The organism is Clostridioides difficile ATCC 9689 = DSM 1296, assembly GCF_001077535.1.
In the GTDB taxonomy this organism is placed as follows: domain Bacteria; phylum Bacillota; class Clostridia; order Peptostreptococcales; family Peptostreptococcaceae; genus Clostridioides; species Clostridioides difficile.
The window spans coordinates 3,207,628-3,225,493 of sequence record NZ_CP011968.1; the positions used below are offsets into that span (position 1 = coordinate 3,207,628).

Here is a 17,866-nt window from a genome sequence, read left to right on the forward strand (position 1 = left end):
AATTAAAATTAACATGACCTTTTATCCACAAAATTACTTTTTAATTATTCATCTTTTCCAGCTACTGATAGCTCTTTAATAACAACTGAAGGCGAACCTATACTACTCATTGGAAATTCTAAATCTGCTCCTATAGCTTCAATATCTTTTAACAGGTCAAAATAGTTTCCTGCTACTGTAATTTGCTCTACTGGAAATACTTTTTTTCCTTCTTTGATATAAAAGCCTTTGGCAGCTAAAGAAAAGTCTCCTGTTACTGAATTTGCACCTGAATGAAGTCCTGCAAAGCTAGTAACCATCAATCCTTCATCTATATCCTTTATAATTTCATCTAAAGATTTATCTCCTTTCTCTATATAAAAATTAGTTGGATATATGCTTATAGGTGATGAATATGAAGATTTTATTCCATTTCCTGTAGTCTTTACACCTGCCTTATTAGCCGTTTTTAAGTTATGAAGTAAAGTTATAAGCTTTCCATTTAAAACAACTTCTTTTTTAAATGTAGCTACTCCTTCATCATCAAAAGGAGTAGATGCCATACCATTTTCTAAAAGTGGGTCATCAACTATTGTAACTATAGGAGATGCTATCATGTCTCCTTCTCTATTTTTCAATAAAGATAATCCTTTTTGAGCTGAATCTGCATTAAATATCCCAGAAAATGTGCTAAGCAAAGATACCATAGCTTCATTAAGCAATATAGTTTTATATTTACCTGATGGAATACTCTTACCACCTACTTTAGATAAAGCATTATCAACACCAAGTTTTGCTATCTCACAAGGTTTTATTTCTTCAATAGAATTTGCTATATTATATCCTATTCCATCATATTTTTGTCCATTGTCTTCTATGATAGGAACTACAAACCCTATAAGCATATTAGTTTTATTACTTAAATTAAGACCTTTAGTATTAGATATACCATTACTTGATACAGAATAAGATATAGTACATTTAGATAAATTTACCACCTTATCTGAATAAGCTTTAGTCTCTCTTTCCATTTCTAAAGCTAAATCAATCAACTTATCTGCCTCTAAATTTTCTAGCTCTTTAGAATAAGTCTTTACATCATTATAGTGCTTATCTCCTTCATATATAAATTGTACATCTTCATTTTCAATAGTGTTTACTCCATCTTTTACATTTTTTATCAACATATCAACAGCTTTATCATCTAAAATTTCTGTATAAGAATAACCTATCTTTCCATTTACCTTACCTCTAAAAGATAAACCAAAAGATTTATCAAGATTGTATTTCTCAACTTCTCCTTCATATATATTTATACTTAAATTTTCTCCTGTATAATAATATATTTCACACTCTTCAAAACCTTCACTTAGAGCCTTTTTAAATAATATATCTTTAAAATTTTTAAGTTCCACAATTATCCCTCCTATCTTCCACCTACAGTAATTTCTTTTACCCTTATCATAGGTTGGCCTACATTAGTTGGTATACTTCCTGATGATGAGCCACACATCCCCTGAGCTTGTTTTACGTTATTCCCAACCATATCTATATTCATAAGTATATCGCTACCTTTTCCAATTAAACTAGCACCTCTAACTGGCTCTTGTATTTCTCCATTTTTTATTAAGTAACCTTCTGAAACTACAAAATTAAACTCTCCTGTTACAGGATTTACAGAACCACCACCCATTTTTTTAGCATAAAGTCCATCTGGTATTGACTTTATAATATCTTCTGGTTTATCCTCTCCAGCAGCAATATAAGTGTTAGTCATCCTTGAAGTTGGTGCAAATTTGTAGTTCTGTCTACGAGAACTTCCTGTAGGATTCATTCCCATTCGTCTACCATTAAGTTTATCTATCATATAAGACTTCAAAATTCCATTTTCAATCAGTATATTCTTTTGAGTTGGATTTCCTTCATCATCTATATTCATAGAACCCCAGTAGTTTGGTATTGTACCATCATCTATAGCTGTAATCTTTGTGGAAGCAATCTGTTGACCTAATTTATCTGCAAATACAGAGTTCCCCTTTGCAACTGATGTAGCTTCCAAAGAATGTCCACAAGCTTCATGAAATATTACTCCACCAAATCCATTATCTATTGCTACCATCATATTACCTGCAGGACAATTTTTAGCATGCAACATAGTATGCGCTACTCTAGCTGATTCTTTTGCATAATATTCTGGGTCTATTTCTTCAAATATTTCAAACCCTTTACAACCTCCAGGACCTTCAAATCCAGTTTGATTTTCATTACCCTTAGATGCAATTGAACTTATCCCTAGTCTAGTTCTTATTCTTCTATCCTCAACATATATACCTTCAGTGTTTGCAATTAATATTTTTTGGTCTTTATCCAAATAACTAACACTTACTTGAGATATATCATTACTAAATTCTTTTGCACTCTTATATGCAACCTTCATAACACTTACTTTATCTTTATTTCCTATTGAATTTGGATAAATTTTTATATTATGTATGTTATTTATTTTAATACTGTCATTTAATATTACACTTTTTCCATCTTCCAATTTACCTAAAGCAACAGCAGCTTTGTATGCTACATCCAACAGACTATTTAATGAATTGTCACTTGTATAAGCATATATACTTTTCAATCCTTTAAATATTCTTATTCCTATACCATAATTTCTTCCACCTATTGCATTTTCTACTTTATTATCTATTAAACTAATAGAATTATTTATAGTGTCTTCTTCAAAAATCTCAGCAAAATCTCCTCCAGTAATTAGACATTTTTCTAATACCTTAGAAGCTATATTTTTTGAAAGCATAAATTTACCTCCTACTTTAAATTTTTAATTAACTTTTATTCAATCTTTTTACTTGTTAACAAACATTATATACTATATTACTTAAAATAAGGTAATTATGAATATATTATACATATGTTTTATACTAAAATGTTATCACATTTTATCTATACATACCCATATAACTAGATAATTAAAATGTATAATATTATTTGCTATAGAAAATAATACACTCATACATAATAAATTTTAGGAGTGAAGTATATGAATCAAGAATATGTAAAAGGAAATCCTATTTTTACTAATATTAATAAAGTTCCAAGACAATTTCCATACCTTACTGATGATATTGATACTGATGTTATAATTGTTGGTGGTGGCGTAACTGGATGTATTTGTGCTTACTATCTAGCTAAAAACAATATAAAGTCTGTCATTCTTGAAAAAGGAAGGATTGCACATGGAAGCACTAGCGTGACAACTTCTCTATTACAGTATGAATTAGATGACAATTTGATAGATTTAACAGAGGTTATGACTCTAAAAGATGCTCTAAAAGCATACAACCTTTGTACTTCAGCACTTGAAGAATTAGATACATTTATAGAGCTATATGGAAATAAGTGTGATTATGCCAAAAGAGATACTCTACTTTATACTGCCAACAAACTTGAAGTTAAGGCTATCAAAGAAGAATATAACTTAAGAAAAGAAAATGGATTTGATGTTGAATATATTGATGAATCCACAAACCCTTTTAGCTTTGATTTAAAATCAGGATTGATAGCAAAGAATGGAGGACGAGAATTAGACCCATATAAATATAGTCACCATTTGATTGATGTAAGTTTAAAAAATGGTCTTCAAGTATATGAAAATACAGAAGTAAAAAAAGTAGATTTATCAAATGATAAGGTTACTGCTGAAGTATCGTATGGATACAAAGTTCATGGTAAAAAATTAATTGTAGCTACAGGGTACAATACAAGTTTATTTACAAAAAGAAATTTTGCAACTAAGTCAAATACTTTTAATATAGCAACGAAACCACTTAAAAACATAGCTTCTTGGAAAAACAACATTTTAATTAGAGATAACTGTGACCCATATAATTATCTAAGAACTACTAAAGACAATCGATTAATTATAGGTGGTGAAGATGTAAGTTTTGATGATATAGAAAATGAAACTTTAGCCAATGAAAAGTATGATATTTTAGAACAAAGATTGAAAAGTATGTTTAAGGATATAAAAGACATTGAAGTTGAATATAAATATTGTGGTTGTTTTGCTTCAACTTTAGATAATTTAGGTTTTATTGGTCCAGATAATAAAAATAACAATCTATGGTATTGCTTAGGTTATGGAGCAAATGGTATACTCTTTGCAATATTAGGAGGTATAATGTTAAGTGAATTATATCTTGGCAAACAAAATAAAAATATGAAATTATTTAAAGTAGATAGATTTGATAAATAGATATTATATATTAAAAGACTGTAAAAAGATGAAACTTTATAATTCTAAAAGTTAACTTTGATACAGTCTTTTATAATGTTCCTTTTAAAAATACTTTATTTATAATTAAATATAAAGTAAAATGTTAAAATATAACTAATAAAATTTAGTCATAAGATAATATTTAAGTTTATTTGATGAAATATGGAGGAATTATTATGAAGGAAATACTCGTTATTGCTCCCACTAAAGGAACCTATGAAAAATCAATTCACATAGTTAAAAAAAACAAATATACAAATATTGATGTTGTATTTGGCAATCTAAAAGAAGGTATACCTCTTGCTGAAAAAAGTATTAATCATGGTACTAGAATTATCATAAGCCGAGGTGGAACTTACAATATGTTAAAAGCTACTTACAATATACCTATAGTTGAAATTAAAGTAGATGCTTATGATATTATAAAAAGTTACAAAGAGGTAAAAAATTCCAACGAACCATTTGGAATAATTGGATTTAATAATGTCATCTACGGTTTCGATATTATAGAAGAAATATTGAATAAGAAAATAACTATGATTGAAATTGAAAAAGAAGAAGAAATTTATGATGCTATAGAAAAGTACAGAAAGAAAGGTATAAACACATATATAGGAGATACCACTGTTGCACATATTGTTAAGAGACTTAATTGTAAGGGAATATTAATCGAATCTAGAGAAGAAAACATACTTAGAGCCATTCAACAAGCAGAACAAATACTCGAAGCAACCAAGGATGAACAAAAAAGAAGATTACAGATAGAAGCTATGACAGATTTTGTACATGATGGAATAATAACAGTTGATAAAAATTTTAAAATAACATTATTTAATAAGAGTGCTGAAAAAATATTTGGTATAAAAAAAGAAAATGCACTTTATCATAATGTTGTAGATGTTATCCCAAACACAGTTCTTCCACAAGTAGTTGAGACTATGGAACCTCAAATTGGTGAAATACAAAATATAGGGAGTACAAAAATTATTACAAATAGAGTTCCAATCATTGTTGATGGTCAGATTCAAGGAGCTGTTTCAACATTTCAAGATAGCAAGGAGATAAGTTCTTTTGAACATACAATAAGAAGGAGCTTATTAAGCAAAGGTCTATCTGCTAAATACACTTTTGATGATATAATTCATGCTAGTGAAAAGACAAAAGATTGTATAGAACTTGCAAAAAAATATGCTTGTTATGATACTCCTATGATTATTACTGGAGAATCTGGAGTTGGTAAAGAACTATTTTGTCAAAGTATACATAACTATAGTAAGCGTAAAAATGCACCTTTTGTTGCTGTAAATTGTGCTGCCATACCTCCATCTCTAATAGAGAGTGAGTTTTTTGGTTATGAGGAAGGTTCATTTACAGGTGCTAGAAAAAAAGGTAAAGCAGGTATATTCGAACTAGCACATGAAGGTACAATCTTCCTAGATGAAATAAGTGAAATCCCTCTTGAACTTCAAGGTCGATTATTGAGAGTATTGCAGGAAAAACAAGTTATGAGAATTGGTGGTGATAAAGTTATTCCTATAGATGTAAAAATTATCTGTGCTTCAAATAAAGACTTAAAAAATATGATGCGCAATGGTTTATTTAGACAAGATCTTTATTTTAGAATAAATATACTAACATTATATCTTCCTTCATTAAAAGAAAGAAAAGAAGATATTATAAAATTATCAGAATTTTTTATACATAAATATTCAAGCAAATACAATAAAACGCCCTTAATTATCACTCCAAATATTAAAAAGGCACTTCTTGAACGAGAATATGAAGGTAATATAAGGGAATTGGAAGGTATGATGGAAAGGGCTGTTATTGTGGAATCATTTGACTCGATTTTATTAGAAAAGGTTAGCAATGAATATACAAATAATATAGTTGATAAAGATAATAGTGATTTTGAATGCAGTAATTTAGATTTAAAAACTTTAGAAAAAAAATATATCTATAAAATTTATAACGAAAATAATAGAAATACTACAAAAACCTGTGAAATTCTAAAGATAACTCGCTCCACTCTATGGCGTAAGTTAAAAGAAATAGAAGATGATGTTTAAAAATAATACATATCTATATATATCAAAACGTTTTATGTTTAATTTTAATACATAAGACGTTTATTTGTTTTCAATAAAAAATACAATTATATGATAAAAAGAATCTTTGTAAGTGAAATTCTCGTCAATCGTACTTTTAATTATAAGTAATCTACAGCATTTCAATCGATTATTAAAAATAATCATGATAACTAAAGATACAAACTCTATATATTGGCATATTAATTGCTTTTATAATACCTATATAAAAATGAAAGGGAGTGATACTAGATGCACATCTTAAAATCAGTGAAAAAGATACCAGGAGGACTTATGGTCTGTCCCTTGTTATTGGGAGCACTATTTAATACAGTATGTCCACAAGCTCTTGAAATTGGAGGATTCACAACATCCTTATTTAAAACTGGTGCAATGAGTATACTTGCTCTATTTTGTCTATGCAATGGAGCTCAAATCAATATCAGACAAGCTGGTAAACCATTGACTAAAGGTATAGTACTTACAGCAACAAAATTTATAATTGGTGCAGTATTAGGTATTATTGTTAGTAAATTTATTGGACCTAAAGGTATAATTGGTATTACACCTCTTGCCATAGTTGCTACCATGACTAATTCAAATGGAGGTCTATTTGCTGCTCTTGCAGGTGAATATGGAGACTCCACAGATGTTGGAGCAATATCTATCTTATCTCTAAATGATGGTCCTTTTTTTACAATGCTTGCTTTTGGAGTAACTGGACTTGCAAATGTACCTATAGTAGCACTATTTGCAGCACTTATACCAATACTACTTGGATTTATACTTGGTAACCTTGATGAAGATATACGAGAATTTCTTGCACCTGGTACAACATTATTAATTCCTTTCTTCGCTTTTCCTTTAGGAGCAGCATTAAACTTTAATCAAATTATAACTGCTGGACTACCTGGAGTTGTACTTGGTTTAGGAGTTACTATAATAACAGGTATGGGTGGGTACTTTGTAATGAAACTTATACGTGCAGAACATCCAGCAGTAGGTGCAGCTACAGGTACAACAGCCGGAAATGCAGCTGGTACTCCTGAAGCTTTAGCAGCTATAGACCCTACTCTAGCTACAATAGCAGCTGTTTCAACAGTACAGGTTGCTGCTGCTATTATTGTTACAGCAATATGTTGTCCAATGTTAGTTTCCTATCTAGATAAAAGAGAAAAAAAGAAAAAATCTATTTTTAAAACAAATAAAAATATTGAAGTAAATTAATACTTAAGGAGGTAAAATTAATGAATGCAATTATTCATGCAAATGAAAAAGATAATCTAGTTACATGTGTCAGACCTTTAGTTAAAGGTGAAAAAGTTTCAATTGATGGAAAGTCTTACATAGTAAATGATAATATACCTGTCTTTCATAAGATGGCTACAGAAGATGTAAAAAAAGGTGATGTTGTATACAAATACGGTGAAATCATAGGAATTGCAACAGTTGACATAAAAACTGGTGACTATGTTCATGTACATAACATTGAAAGTACACGTGGTCGTGGAGATAAAAAATAGGAGGAAGTTAAAATGAAATTAATGGGTTATTTAAGAGAAAATGGTCAGTTTGGTATTCGTAATCATGTTTTAATTATTCCAACATCTGTATGTTCAAGTGAGACAGCTACAAGAATAGCATCACTTGTGCCTGGAGCAATAGCAATCCCTCATCAACATGGATGTTGTCAAATTGGTTCTGATATAGAGCTTACAGCAAAGACATTAATAGGATTTGGAAAAAATCCTAATGTTGCCGCAGTTTTAGTAGTTGGTCTTGGATGTGATGGTATTCAAGCAAAAGAATTAGCATCTGAAATAGCTACAACAGGAAAAAAGGTAGATTACGTTGTTATACAGGAATGTGGCGGAACATTAAAAACAGTTTCTAAGGGAGCTGAAATAGTAAGTAAAATGGCTCGTGAAGTGTCAAAAGAAGTAAGAGTTGAATTTGGTATGAGTGAAATTACATTAGCACTTGAATGTGGTGGTTCTGACCCAACAAGTGGAATAGCTTCAAACCCTTCAATAGGCGTTGCATCAAACCTTCTTGTAGATGAAGGTGGAAGTAGCATACTAAGTGAAACTACAGAAGTAATTGGTGCAGAACATTTGTTGGCTACCCGTTTTGAAGATGAAGAAATGAAAGATAAGTTTCTTAAATTTGTAAGTGATGTAGAAAAAAGAGCAATTGCTATGGGAGAAGATTTACGTAGTGGTCAACCTACTCCAGGCAATAAAACTGGTGGACTTTCAACAATTGAAGAAAAGTCACTTGGGTGTATGTATAAGGCAGGCAATAAGCCATTCAAAGGTGCTCTTGAATATGCTGATATTGTACCTCCTGATAAAAAAGGATTATATTTTATGGATACTCCAGGTCAAGATATAGATTCTATCACTGGTATGGTAGCAGGTGGTGCACAAATTGTAATCTTTTCAACTGGTAGAGGTACTCCAACAGGAAGCCCTATTTCACCAGTTATTAAAATCACTGGGAATAGTGATACATACAACAAAATGCCAGACAATATCGATATAAATGCAGGTAGAATTATAACAGATGGTGCTAAAATAGCAGATATAGGTCAAGAAATATTTAATGAAATAATAGAAGTCTGTAATGGTAAACATACCAAAGCTGAAAGTCTTGGTCATAGAGAATTTGGCATTTACAGAATTTCATCTACATTTTAGATTGTAACAAAATATCTTTTATAAATATAATACTTATGTAGATACATAAGCTAAAAGTTCTTTCTAATACTATAAAAATTTTCTATACTGAAAAGGAACTGTATCAAAATTATTTTGAAAACAGTTCCTTTTTTTAACCTCTTTTACTCAAAATATTATAAAATAAGATTTAAACAATAAACGTATCTTGATTAATCTCTAAGAAGACATAAATAAAGCTAAATGTAAAGTGGGATAAATAAAATTTAATATCTTTGTATGAAAAGATATTTGGTATAATATGTCTGAGAGAATTCTTATTTGTAAACAAATAAAGGATGGAGGATGAAACAAAAGAATGAACTTTGAAAACACAAAAAATAAAAAAATAATAGCTACTTTACTATTGACACTCCTTTTAATCGTGTCATTAACATGTGTCACTTTTATTATGAATCTAAATAAAGTAACACATAATGAAACAGAACGATATCTTGTAGAAGTTTCACAAGGTATTTCCACTACAATTAATGTGAAATGTAAAAGTATATTTAGGACACTATATTCTATGGGAGATACTTATTTTGAGATTAATGATAGTGAAAAAGAAGTCAATAGATACTTATCAAAAAAATTAAAATTATTTGAATTTGATTGGTTAGGTATTATAGATTCTAATGGAAATTTTGTAAGTGCCCTTAAAGATACAGGTAATGTTAAAGGACAAGACTTTTATAGAAAAGCCCTTCAAGGCAAAGAAACAATTACTCCTGTTAAATCACAATCTGGTACATATGGAATTTTATATTCTGTACCACTATACAATGGCGATAAAATTGTTGGAGCTGTTGCTGCTTGGAATACTATTGATACTATGAGAAATTTATTAAGTGTAGAAAGCTTTCATGGTGAAGGATTTTCCCAAATTATCGACCAAGATGGAAATTTTATTGTAAGTTCAGCAAACAAAAATGCTCCAAAAAATGTGGTAAATTTTTTTGACATGATTAAACACCAAGGAAAACAGGTTGATAAAAATAAACTTGAAGAAATGAAAATAAACTTAAAAAAGAACAAAACTGGTTCTATGTATTATACATTAAATGATGGTATTTCTAAGGCAATGCACTATCTTCCATTACAAGAAGAAAACTTATACCTCCTTTCAATTGTTCCAACAAAAACAGCAAGTGCACAGTTTGATTTACTTCTAAAAAAAGCAATCTTCATCAATATTTTAATTGTTATACTATTTTTATTGCTTATTATATTGATTATGTTTATAAATCAAAAGAACAGGGCACAACTTATAAAAATCGCCTATGTAGACTCTGTAACTAAAGGTTACAGTAAAGCACGTTTTGATATTGAAGCTAAAAAAATTATACAGTCATCTTCATCAGAAAGCTATTCATTGGTATCTATAAATATTCAGAAATTCAAACTTATTAATGATTCTTTTGGTAGTGAAGCAGGAGATAAAACATTAAAGTACATACATGATGTCATTAGTAATTATCTAGAACCAGGAGAATTGCTTTGTCGAGTTTCTAATGACCAGTTTAATGTACTTATTAAAACTATTCCTCAAAAAGAAATTCTTAAGTACATAGAAAATATCACCAATGATATTAATAGTTTCAATAAAAATGAAGAATGTAAATATTTTATAGCTCTATCTATAGGTGTATATAAAATTGATGACCCAAATCTACCTTTAGTTTCAATTCAAGACCGTGCAAATGTTGCACGAAAAAATAATAAAGGAAACATTGGAAATCATCCACTTTATACATGTGTTTTTTATAGTGATTTAGAGCGTTTAAAAATGATTAAAGAAAAAGAAATGGAAAATAGAATGGAGGAAGCATTAAATAATAACGAATTTATAGTATATCTTCAGCCTAAAATCAGCCTAAAAGATAATACTATTGTAGGTGCAGAAGCATTAGTAAGATGGCAAGACCCAAATAAAGGCCTTATACCACCAGACGAGTTTATTCCTTTCTTTGAAAAAAATGGTTTTATTACAAAACTCGACCACTATGTTTTTGAAAAAGTATGTAGTATGATAAGAAAATGGATAGATAATGGAGAAACTCCAATACCTGTTTCAGTTAATTTTTCACGTGCTAATTTAAATAATATAGATTTTTTAGAAAAATACAGAATGCTTCGTAATAAATACAACATTCCTGCAAAGCTCTTAGAAATTGAATTAACTGAAACACTTGTATTTGAAAATCTCCAAAAATTAATTAATATAATAGACCAAATCCATGAAGAAGGTTTTCAATGTTCACTAGATGACTTTGGAAGTGGATACTCTTCACTCAATATGTTAAAAGAAATAAAAGTTGACACATTAAAACTTGACCGTGCTTTTTTTAGCTCACCTAATGCAGATAATATTGCTGAAAATCATGTAATAGAATCTATAGTTAATTTGGCAAAAAAATTAAATATGAATAGTATATCAGAAGGTGTTGAAACAATCTTGCAAATGGATTATCTTAAAAAAATTAATTGTGATATGATACAAGGATATGTTTTTTCAAAACCTCTACCTCAAGAAATATTTGAGAAAATGACTTTTGGAAAAAAACTAGAAGAAACCAGTATGGATAGTTCCGTTTAAATAAAATAAAAAACTTGTCTCTATAAAATAATTTTAATCATTTTATAAAGACAAGTCTTTTTATTTTCCAATTTAATTTTATTTTCTAAATTTCTTACACTCGGCTTGTTTTAAATTCCCTTTTTAAGAATAATAATACGATTATCATAGCAATAAAATCTGCAACTGGCTGTGCCAACCAAACACCATCTAAATTAAATTGAATTGGAAGTACAATGATTAATGGTATAAATAAAATAAATTGTCTTAAAAGAGTTAAAAACATTGAATGTTTAACTTTACTTATACACTGAAAATACACAGGTCCTACAATAGAAATCCCCATTATAGGCAATGTAATTAGATTTAGGCTTATACCTCTTACTGCTATATCCATCAAATCTGAATCTTTATTAAATATACCTACAAATACTTCTGGGAAAACTTGTACTACTAAAAATCCAAATGACAATATGACAACTGACACTATGATAGATAATATTAAAGTTTTCTTTGCACGCTCATATTGTTTTGCACCATAATTGTATGATATTATAGTTTGCATACCTTGATTCAATCCAAACACAGGCATCATAAACATCAATAAAATAGATGTAAGTGCTGTCATAGCTCCAATAGCTAAATCTCCACCATAAACCTTTAGAGAATTATTTGTAAACATGTGAGTTATACTTATAGCTACTTCCATAGCAAAAGGTGTCATTCCTATTGCAAATACCTTCTTTACTATATCTTTATTCAATTTTAAGTTACATTTTTTTAGTTTTAAATTGGACTTCCCTCTTATAAAATAATGTATTACCCAAAAGAATACTACTATTTGACAGAGTACTGTTGCTATAGCTGCTCCTTTTATACCTAAATTAAATACAAATATAAATATAGGGTCCAATATCAGGTTTAATACACATCCTACAATCATTGTCCTTGCTGCTAATTTTGGATTACCTTCTGCCCTAATTGCATTATTAAGATAAAATGCAACTAAATTAAATATACTTCCAACCAATATGACACTCATATAGTCTTTTGCATAAAATATTGAATCTTTACTTGCACCCAAAATAAAAAGTATATCTTCTAAGAAAACTAATCCTAATATAGTTATAATTAAAGAGATAATTATAGATAATGTCAAAGCATTACCTAATATCTTCTCTGCTTCTTCTCTATTTCTTTCACCTAACTTTATAGACAATCTTGTGCTAGCACCTACTGATACCAACATTCCAAAAGCTATTATTAGAGTAAATACTGGCATAGTTACACCAAGACCTGCAATAGCTATAGAGCCAATACCTTCCATAGAACCAATAAAAGCTCTATCTACTACATTATAAAGTGAAGTTACCATCATTGCTATTATTGCAGGTATCGAATACCTAAATAATAAAATCCATATTTTTTCATGTCTTAATGCTTCTTGATTCTCCATGTTGTCACCATTTACACCATGTCATAAGTTATACAAATTGGTTTATTTGTTCTTGGGTCTGTTGCTATTTCTGCATCAATATTAAATAATTCTTTTAGATTATCCTTCGTCATAACATCATATGCATCACCTTCACAAACTATTTTACCTTTCTTAATACCTATCATGTGGTCAGCAAATCTTGCTGCATTATTAAGTTCATGTATTACCATGACAATAGTTCTTCCTTGTTTTTTATTTAGTTCATCTAATAATTTTAGTATCTCCAATTGATGTGCCAAATCTAAATATGTTGTAGGCTCATCCAGTAATAATATATCAGTTTCTTGTGCCAAAGCCATAGCTATCCATGCCCTTTGTCTTTGTCCTCCTGATAAATCTTCCATATTTCTATCCTTAAATTCTGCAATTCCAGTAACTTCTAAACTCCAATTTACAATCTCTCTGTCTTCTTTACTAGAATTACCAAATCCACTTTTATGAGGAAATCTTCCATAAGAAATTAATTCTGAAACGGTAAGACCACTAGGAGCTTGAGGGCTTTGTGGAAGTACAGCCATATCCTTTGCTATTTCTTTAGACTTCTTTTTGTAGATGTCCTCTCCATTTATATATATTTTCCCACTATTAGGGCTAATAATTCTACCTATAGTTTTAAGTATTGTCGATTTTCCACAACCATTAGCCCCTATGATGGTAGTTATTTTTCCTTTTGGTATATTTAAATTTAAATTTTTTATAATATCTGTGTTTCCATATGATACATTTAGATTCTTAGTATTTATACAGTTCATAACAACACCCTTTCCTAATCATTTACCAACATTAAATAAATAAAGTACGGCACTCCTATTATAGAAACTACTATACCTACTGGTATTTCTATAGGTGCTAGAAGATTTCTTGATATAGTATCTGCTATTAAAAGTAATAATGTTCCTATCAATGCTGATACTGGTATTAATCTTTTATGCTTTGGTCCTATTATTTTTCTACCTATATGTGGAGCTATTAAACCTAAAAATGAAATACTACCTGCTACTGCTGTCGATACACCAGATAAAATTACTGCATATATTATAAGTCTTCTTCTTTGTTTTTCTACATCTACACCAAGACTTATAGATACTTCATCACCCAAATTTAAAACATCTATATATTTAGATTTATAAATAGTTATACCCATAAAAATCACTATAAATGGAAGCACAGCTATTACATATTTCCAACTGGTTCCCCAAATGCTTCCTGATGTCCATGCCATAACCCTATTAAATTCTTGTGTTGTAAATTTCAATTGGAATATCGTCAAAATTGAAGTAAAAGCTATGTTTACACCTATACCAATAAGTAGTAATCTTGACGAATTTATACCACCTTTCCATGCAAGAGAATATATAAGAAATGCTCCAAATAAAGCTCCTATAAGTGCAACAATAGGCATTGTAAATACAGTCAAGTTACTCATACCTTCATATACATTACCATTCATAAGATATATATAAACTACTACAAACAATGCAGCACCTGAATTTATTCCCAAAATTCCAGAATCAGCTAAATCATTCTTTGTAACTCCTTGAAGTATTACACCTGCTGTTGATAATGCAGAACCAACCAAAAGTGCTATTACTATTCTTGGTAATCTTAATTTAAATATTGCAATTTCATGATTACGCTGACCCTTCCCTAAAAAAGTCTTTATAACATCCATTGGTTCTATAGAAAATGAGCCCATATTTAAACTCAATAAAAAAGTGATAAAAATAAGCACCATTAAAATTGATATAACAAGTAATGTTTTAGAATTTATTTTTATAATATTTTTCATAGTACCTATTTCTCCCCCTTTCTAACAAGGTATATAAATATTGGCACTCCTATAAGTGCTGTTATAGAACCTACTGGTGTCTCATATGGAGGATTTATCATCCTACTTAATATATCTGTATATACAAGCAATACAGCTCCTAATACTAAAGAGCTCGGTATTATATACTTATAATCTGAACCTACTATTCCTTTAGCTATTTGAGGAACTATAAGACCTATAAAAATAATATTACCAGACACTGACACAGATGCTCCAGTCATTAATATTACAAGTACTATACATATAAATCTAACAAAGTTAGTTTTTTGTCCTAATCCTATTGCCACTTCTTCTCCAAGACTTAATATAGTTATTCTTGGAGCCATAATAATAGCTAAAATAAATCCAATACCACCAGCTACAAATAGCAATTTTATACCTTCCCACTTCACTCCTACAAGCCCTCCTGATATCCAGAAACTTAATTGTTGAGATAGGTTAAAATACATAGATATTGCTGATGCCAAAGAAATTAGCAATGTACCAAGAGCGACTCCTGCAAGAGCTAATTTTACATTATTAACTCTTCCTCTTGATTTAGAACTTATAAAATATATAAATAATCCACTTATACTTGCTCCAATAAATGCAAACATCATTACACTAAAACTTCCATGTATAAGTTGAGGAAGTTTTTTTTGAAGTACCAGTGATATCGAAATTGCGAATGTAGCTCCTTGTGTAATTCCTATAACAGATGGTTCAGCTATAGGATTTCTCGTTATTCCTTGCATTATTGCCCCAGAAACTGCTAAAAACCCTCCAACAAGTGCAGCTGCTATTGCCCTTGGAAGTCTAACATCCTTTACTATTCTCATATTTATTCCATCTTCCATTTTTATCAAACTATCTATAACAGTTGATAGATTCATATCTTTTGCCCCAATAGTTATGGATAATACAATTCCAAATACAAGTACAACTATACTTACTAATATCAACAAATAAGTTATATTTTTTTTACTCAGCTTAGTCAATTATCCTACCTCCTTTTCCCTTTTAATCGTCAGTATAATATCATCTATTAAGTATTTTAATTTTAAGATTTATTAAAAATAGGTGTGAAAAATGAATATCATTATCTCACACCTACTAAGTTAAGAATTACTTTGTTAATTCATTTTTAACTGATTCTAATAATAACTCTTTTCCAATTGGATTGTATGATTGACTGAAAAATGGAACAGCATCAAGTATTGTTACATTACCATCTTTTACTGCTCTTATTTGAGCCCAGATAGCACTATTTTCTAAATCTTTTTTATCTGCTTCTGTAGCAATTACAACTATATGGTCTGCATCTATATCTGTTAAACCTTCCATACTTACCATTGGTAGTGTTATTCCATCCTGTTTTGGCATATTCTTAGGTCTAGCTAATTTCATATCATCATTGATTAGAGTACCTATTCCACCATCACTAAATACCATAAATTGACCTGAACTTGCCAACACTGGTAAATAAGTTTTTTCTCCATTCTTTTCTATAACTTCCTTACCTAACTTTGTAGCTTTTTCATCATACTTCTGTAGCCAACTTTTAGCTTCTTCTTCTTTGTCAAATAACTTTGAAACATCAGTTAACTTGCTTCTCCAGTCATTTGCATAATCTTTCATCATAACTACAGGAGCTATTTCTTTTAATTGGTCATATATTTTTTCTTGTCTTTGACTCATTATTATTAAATCAGGATTTACTTCTAATATAGCTTCCATATCCATAGTATCCATCATTGAGTGCCCAACTATCTTTACACCTTTAAGCTCTTCTCTTATGTAACTTGGTAATTTATCAGTTTCATATGAGTCTACATTTGCTGTTGCAACAGGCTTATAACCTGCTAATAATAGTTCTTCACTACTTCCTGATATATCAACTATTTTTTTAGGATTTGATGGTATCTTAACCTCTCCTTTAACAGATTGTACAACTCTTGTCTCTGATTTATCTTTATCCTCTGTATTCTTATCTGAACATGCTGTAACAAGTACTAATGTAGTTATAATAGATATAAATATTGCAAGTGATTTTATTTTTTTCATGATTACTTCTCCTACTTGTTTATTATACTTACATGATATTGATTATCATAAGCACATATTTATTATAGCATTTTTCTATTTTTAGTCAATATTATTTTGTAAAAGGATAAAAATTCCTAATTAATCTTAATTATATATAGCTTAGATAAGGTTTTCTTATATTAAACAGTATTTTTTTAAAGAATTGGACACAAATACAATGACTTTTCAGTTAAACAATGATAAAATGCAATTTATAGATAATGAATTTAGTAAGGAGGATTCAAAACATGGTACATTTAGTATATTGTGATAATGCAGGAAAAAAAGGAGAAAAGGTCTTAGATAAAATCTTGGCTGGAACAAAAACAATGGTTATTAGAGGTGCTGCTGGTAGAAAAATACCACATAGTAGAGTATTTGAAGATGAGTTACTTTATTTTATGGAAAAAGGAACTGCAAAAATATCTGCAAAAGCCACTGTTAAAAAGGTAGAAAACTATGTTAAATTAACAGAAGATGAAATTTCTAAAATTTTAAATGAAAATCAACCAAAATTAAATTTATCTGAAAAGCAAAAAGTTCGTTGGCATAAAAAATGTTTATGCTTAGTTGAATTTGAAAATGTTGAAGAAATAACACCTCTTGATTTTGACCATCAAGGAAATATGGATGATTGGCTTATTGTTGAAAAAATTGAAGATGTAGTTGTTGGTACTAGTATACCTTACAATTATGAGAAGTCTAAATTCTAAAGTATCAATAACATAATACTATATTGCTAAACTCTACTTAAATAAAAAAAGAGTGCATTTAATAATTATAAAAATTATTTTTATACACTCTTTTTTAATAATAAATTTAAA

General features: G+C 29.3%; 14 protein-coding genes. 7 read left to right on the forward strand and 7 right to left on the reverse strand.

All coding sequences use genetic code 11. The features are described from left to right. Positions 1-44: 44 nt before the first annotated feature. Positions 45-1,394 carry a TldD/PmbA family protein gene (locus tag CDIF1296T_RS15110; RefSeq protein WP_009898040.1) on the reverse strand — a complete coding sequence of 450 codons (1,350 nt, stop codon included), beginning with the start codon at positions 1,392-1,394 and terminating at the stop codon, positions 45-47. 11 nt (positions 1,395-1,405) lie between these two features. After that, the gene (locus CDIF1296T_RS15115) at positions 1,406-2,788 is read right to left on the reverse strand and encodes a TldD/PmbA family protein (protein WP_009898042.1); all 1,383 of its coding nucleotides are present in this window, start codon (positions 2,786-2,788) and stop codon (positions 1,406-1,408) included. Between the two features lie 243 nt (positions 2,789-3,031). Here CDIF1296T_RS15115 and CDIF1296T_RS15120 point away from each other — a divergent pair, with 243 nt between their 5' ends. From CDIF1296T_RS15120 to CDIF1296T_RS15145, 6 genes are all read left to right on the forward strand, one after another. Then, positions 3,032-4,246, forward strand: coding sequence for an NAD(P)/FAD-dependent oxidoreductase (locus tag CDIF1296T_RS15120; RefSeq protein ID WP_003439627.1), 1,215 nt, complete (start codon positions 3,032-3,034; stop codon positions 4,244-4,246). A 176-nt stretch (positions 4,247-4,422) separates the two neighbouring features. Further along, the gene (locus tag CDIF1296T_RS15125) at positions 4,423-6,336 is read left to right on the forward strand and encodes a sigma 54-interacting transcriptional regulator (RefSeq protein WP_021368764.1); all 1,914 of its coding nucleotides are present in this window, start codon (positions 4,423-4,425) and stop codon (positions 6,334-6,336) included. Between the two features lie 270 nt (positions 6,337-6,606). Further along, positions 6,607-7,581: a 2-keto-3-deoxygluconate permease gene (locus tag CDIF1296T_RS15130; protein WP_009893742.1), complete on the forward strand. Its 975-nt coding sequence runs from the start codon at positions 6,607-6,609 to the stop codon at positions 7,579-7,581. A 20-nt stretch (positions 7,582-7,601) separates the two neighbouring features. After that, on the forward strand, positions 7,602-7,877 hold the full coding sequence (locus CDIF1296T_RS15135; RefSeq protein WP_009891186.1) for a UxaA family hydrolase: 276 nt from the start codon (positions 7,602-7,604) through the stop codon (positions 7,875-7,877). Positions 7,878-7,889: 12 nt separating this feature from the next. Then, positions 7,890-9,053, forward strand: a complete 1,164-nt coding sequence (locus CDIF1296T_RS15140) for a UxaA family hydrolase (protein ID WP_009898047.1) — start codon at positions 7,890-7,892, stop codon at positions 9,051-9,053. A 337-nt stretch (positions 9,054-9,390) separates the two neighbouring features. Next, entirely contained in the window at positions 9,391-11,670 is a 2,280-nt protein-coding gene (locus CDIF1296T_RS15145) for a bifunctional diguanylate cyclase/phosphodiesterase (RefSeq protein WP_009898049.1), read from the forward strand. A gap of 94 nt (positions 11,671-11,764) precedes the next feature. Here CDIF1296T_RS15145 and CDIF1296T_RS15150 read toward each other — a convergent pair whose 3' ends face one another. The 5 genes from CDIF1296T_RS15150 to CDIF1296T_RS15170 form a co-directional block, all read right to left on the reverse strand. Further along, entirely contained in the window at positions 11,765-13,105 is a 1,341-nt protein-coding gene (locus tag CDIF1296T_RS15150) for an MATE family efflux transporter (protein ID WP_009898051.1), read from the reverse strand. A gap of 11 nt (positions 13,106-13,116) precedes the next feature. Beyond that, positions 13,117-13,899: an ABC transporter ATP-binding protein gene (locus CDIF1296T_RS15155; RefSeq protein WP_003439676.1), complete on the reverse strand. Its 783-nt coding sequence runs from the start codon at positions 13,897-13,899 to the stop codon at positions 13,117-13,119. 14 nt (positions 13,900-13,913) lie between these two features. Continuing rightward, positions 13,914-14,936 (reverse strand): FecCD family ABC transporter permease, encoded by a 1,023-nt coding sequence (locus CDIF1296T_RS15160; protein WP_009898054.1) that lies wholly within the window; start codon positions 14,934-14,936, stop codon positions 13,914-13,916. A 5-nt stretch (positions 14,937-14,941) separates the two neighbouring features. Beyond that, a complete protein-coding gene (locus tag CDIF1296T_RS15165) occupies positions 14,942-15,955 on the reverse strand; it encodes a FecCD family ABC transporter permease (RefSeq protein ID WP_009891196.1) in 1,014 nt (337 codons plus the stop codon). Positions 15,956-16,082: 127 nt separating this feature from the next. Then, positions 16,083-17,021 (reverse strand): ABC transporter substrate-binding protein, encoded by a 939-nt coding sequence (locus CDIF1296T_RS15170; protein ID WP_009898056.1) that lies wholly within the window; start codon positions 17,019-17,021, stop codon positions 16,083-16,085. A gap of 269 nt (positions 17,022-17,290) precedes the next feature. Here CDIF1296T_RS15170 and CDIF1296T_RS15175 point away from each other — a divergent pair, with 269 nt between their 5' ends. Then, positions 17,291-17,755 carry a hypothetical protein gene (locus tag CDIF1296T_RS15175; RefSeq protein WP_003439687.1) on the forward strand — a complete coding sequence of 155 codons (465 nt, stop codon included), beginning with the start codon at positions 17,291-17,293 and terminating at the stop codon, positions 17,753-17,755. Positions 17,756-17,866: the final 111 nt, after the last annotated feature.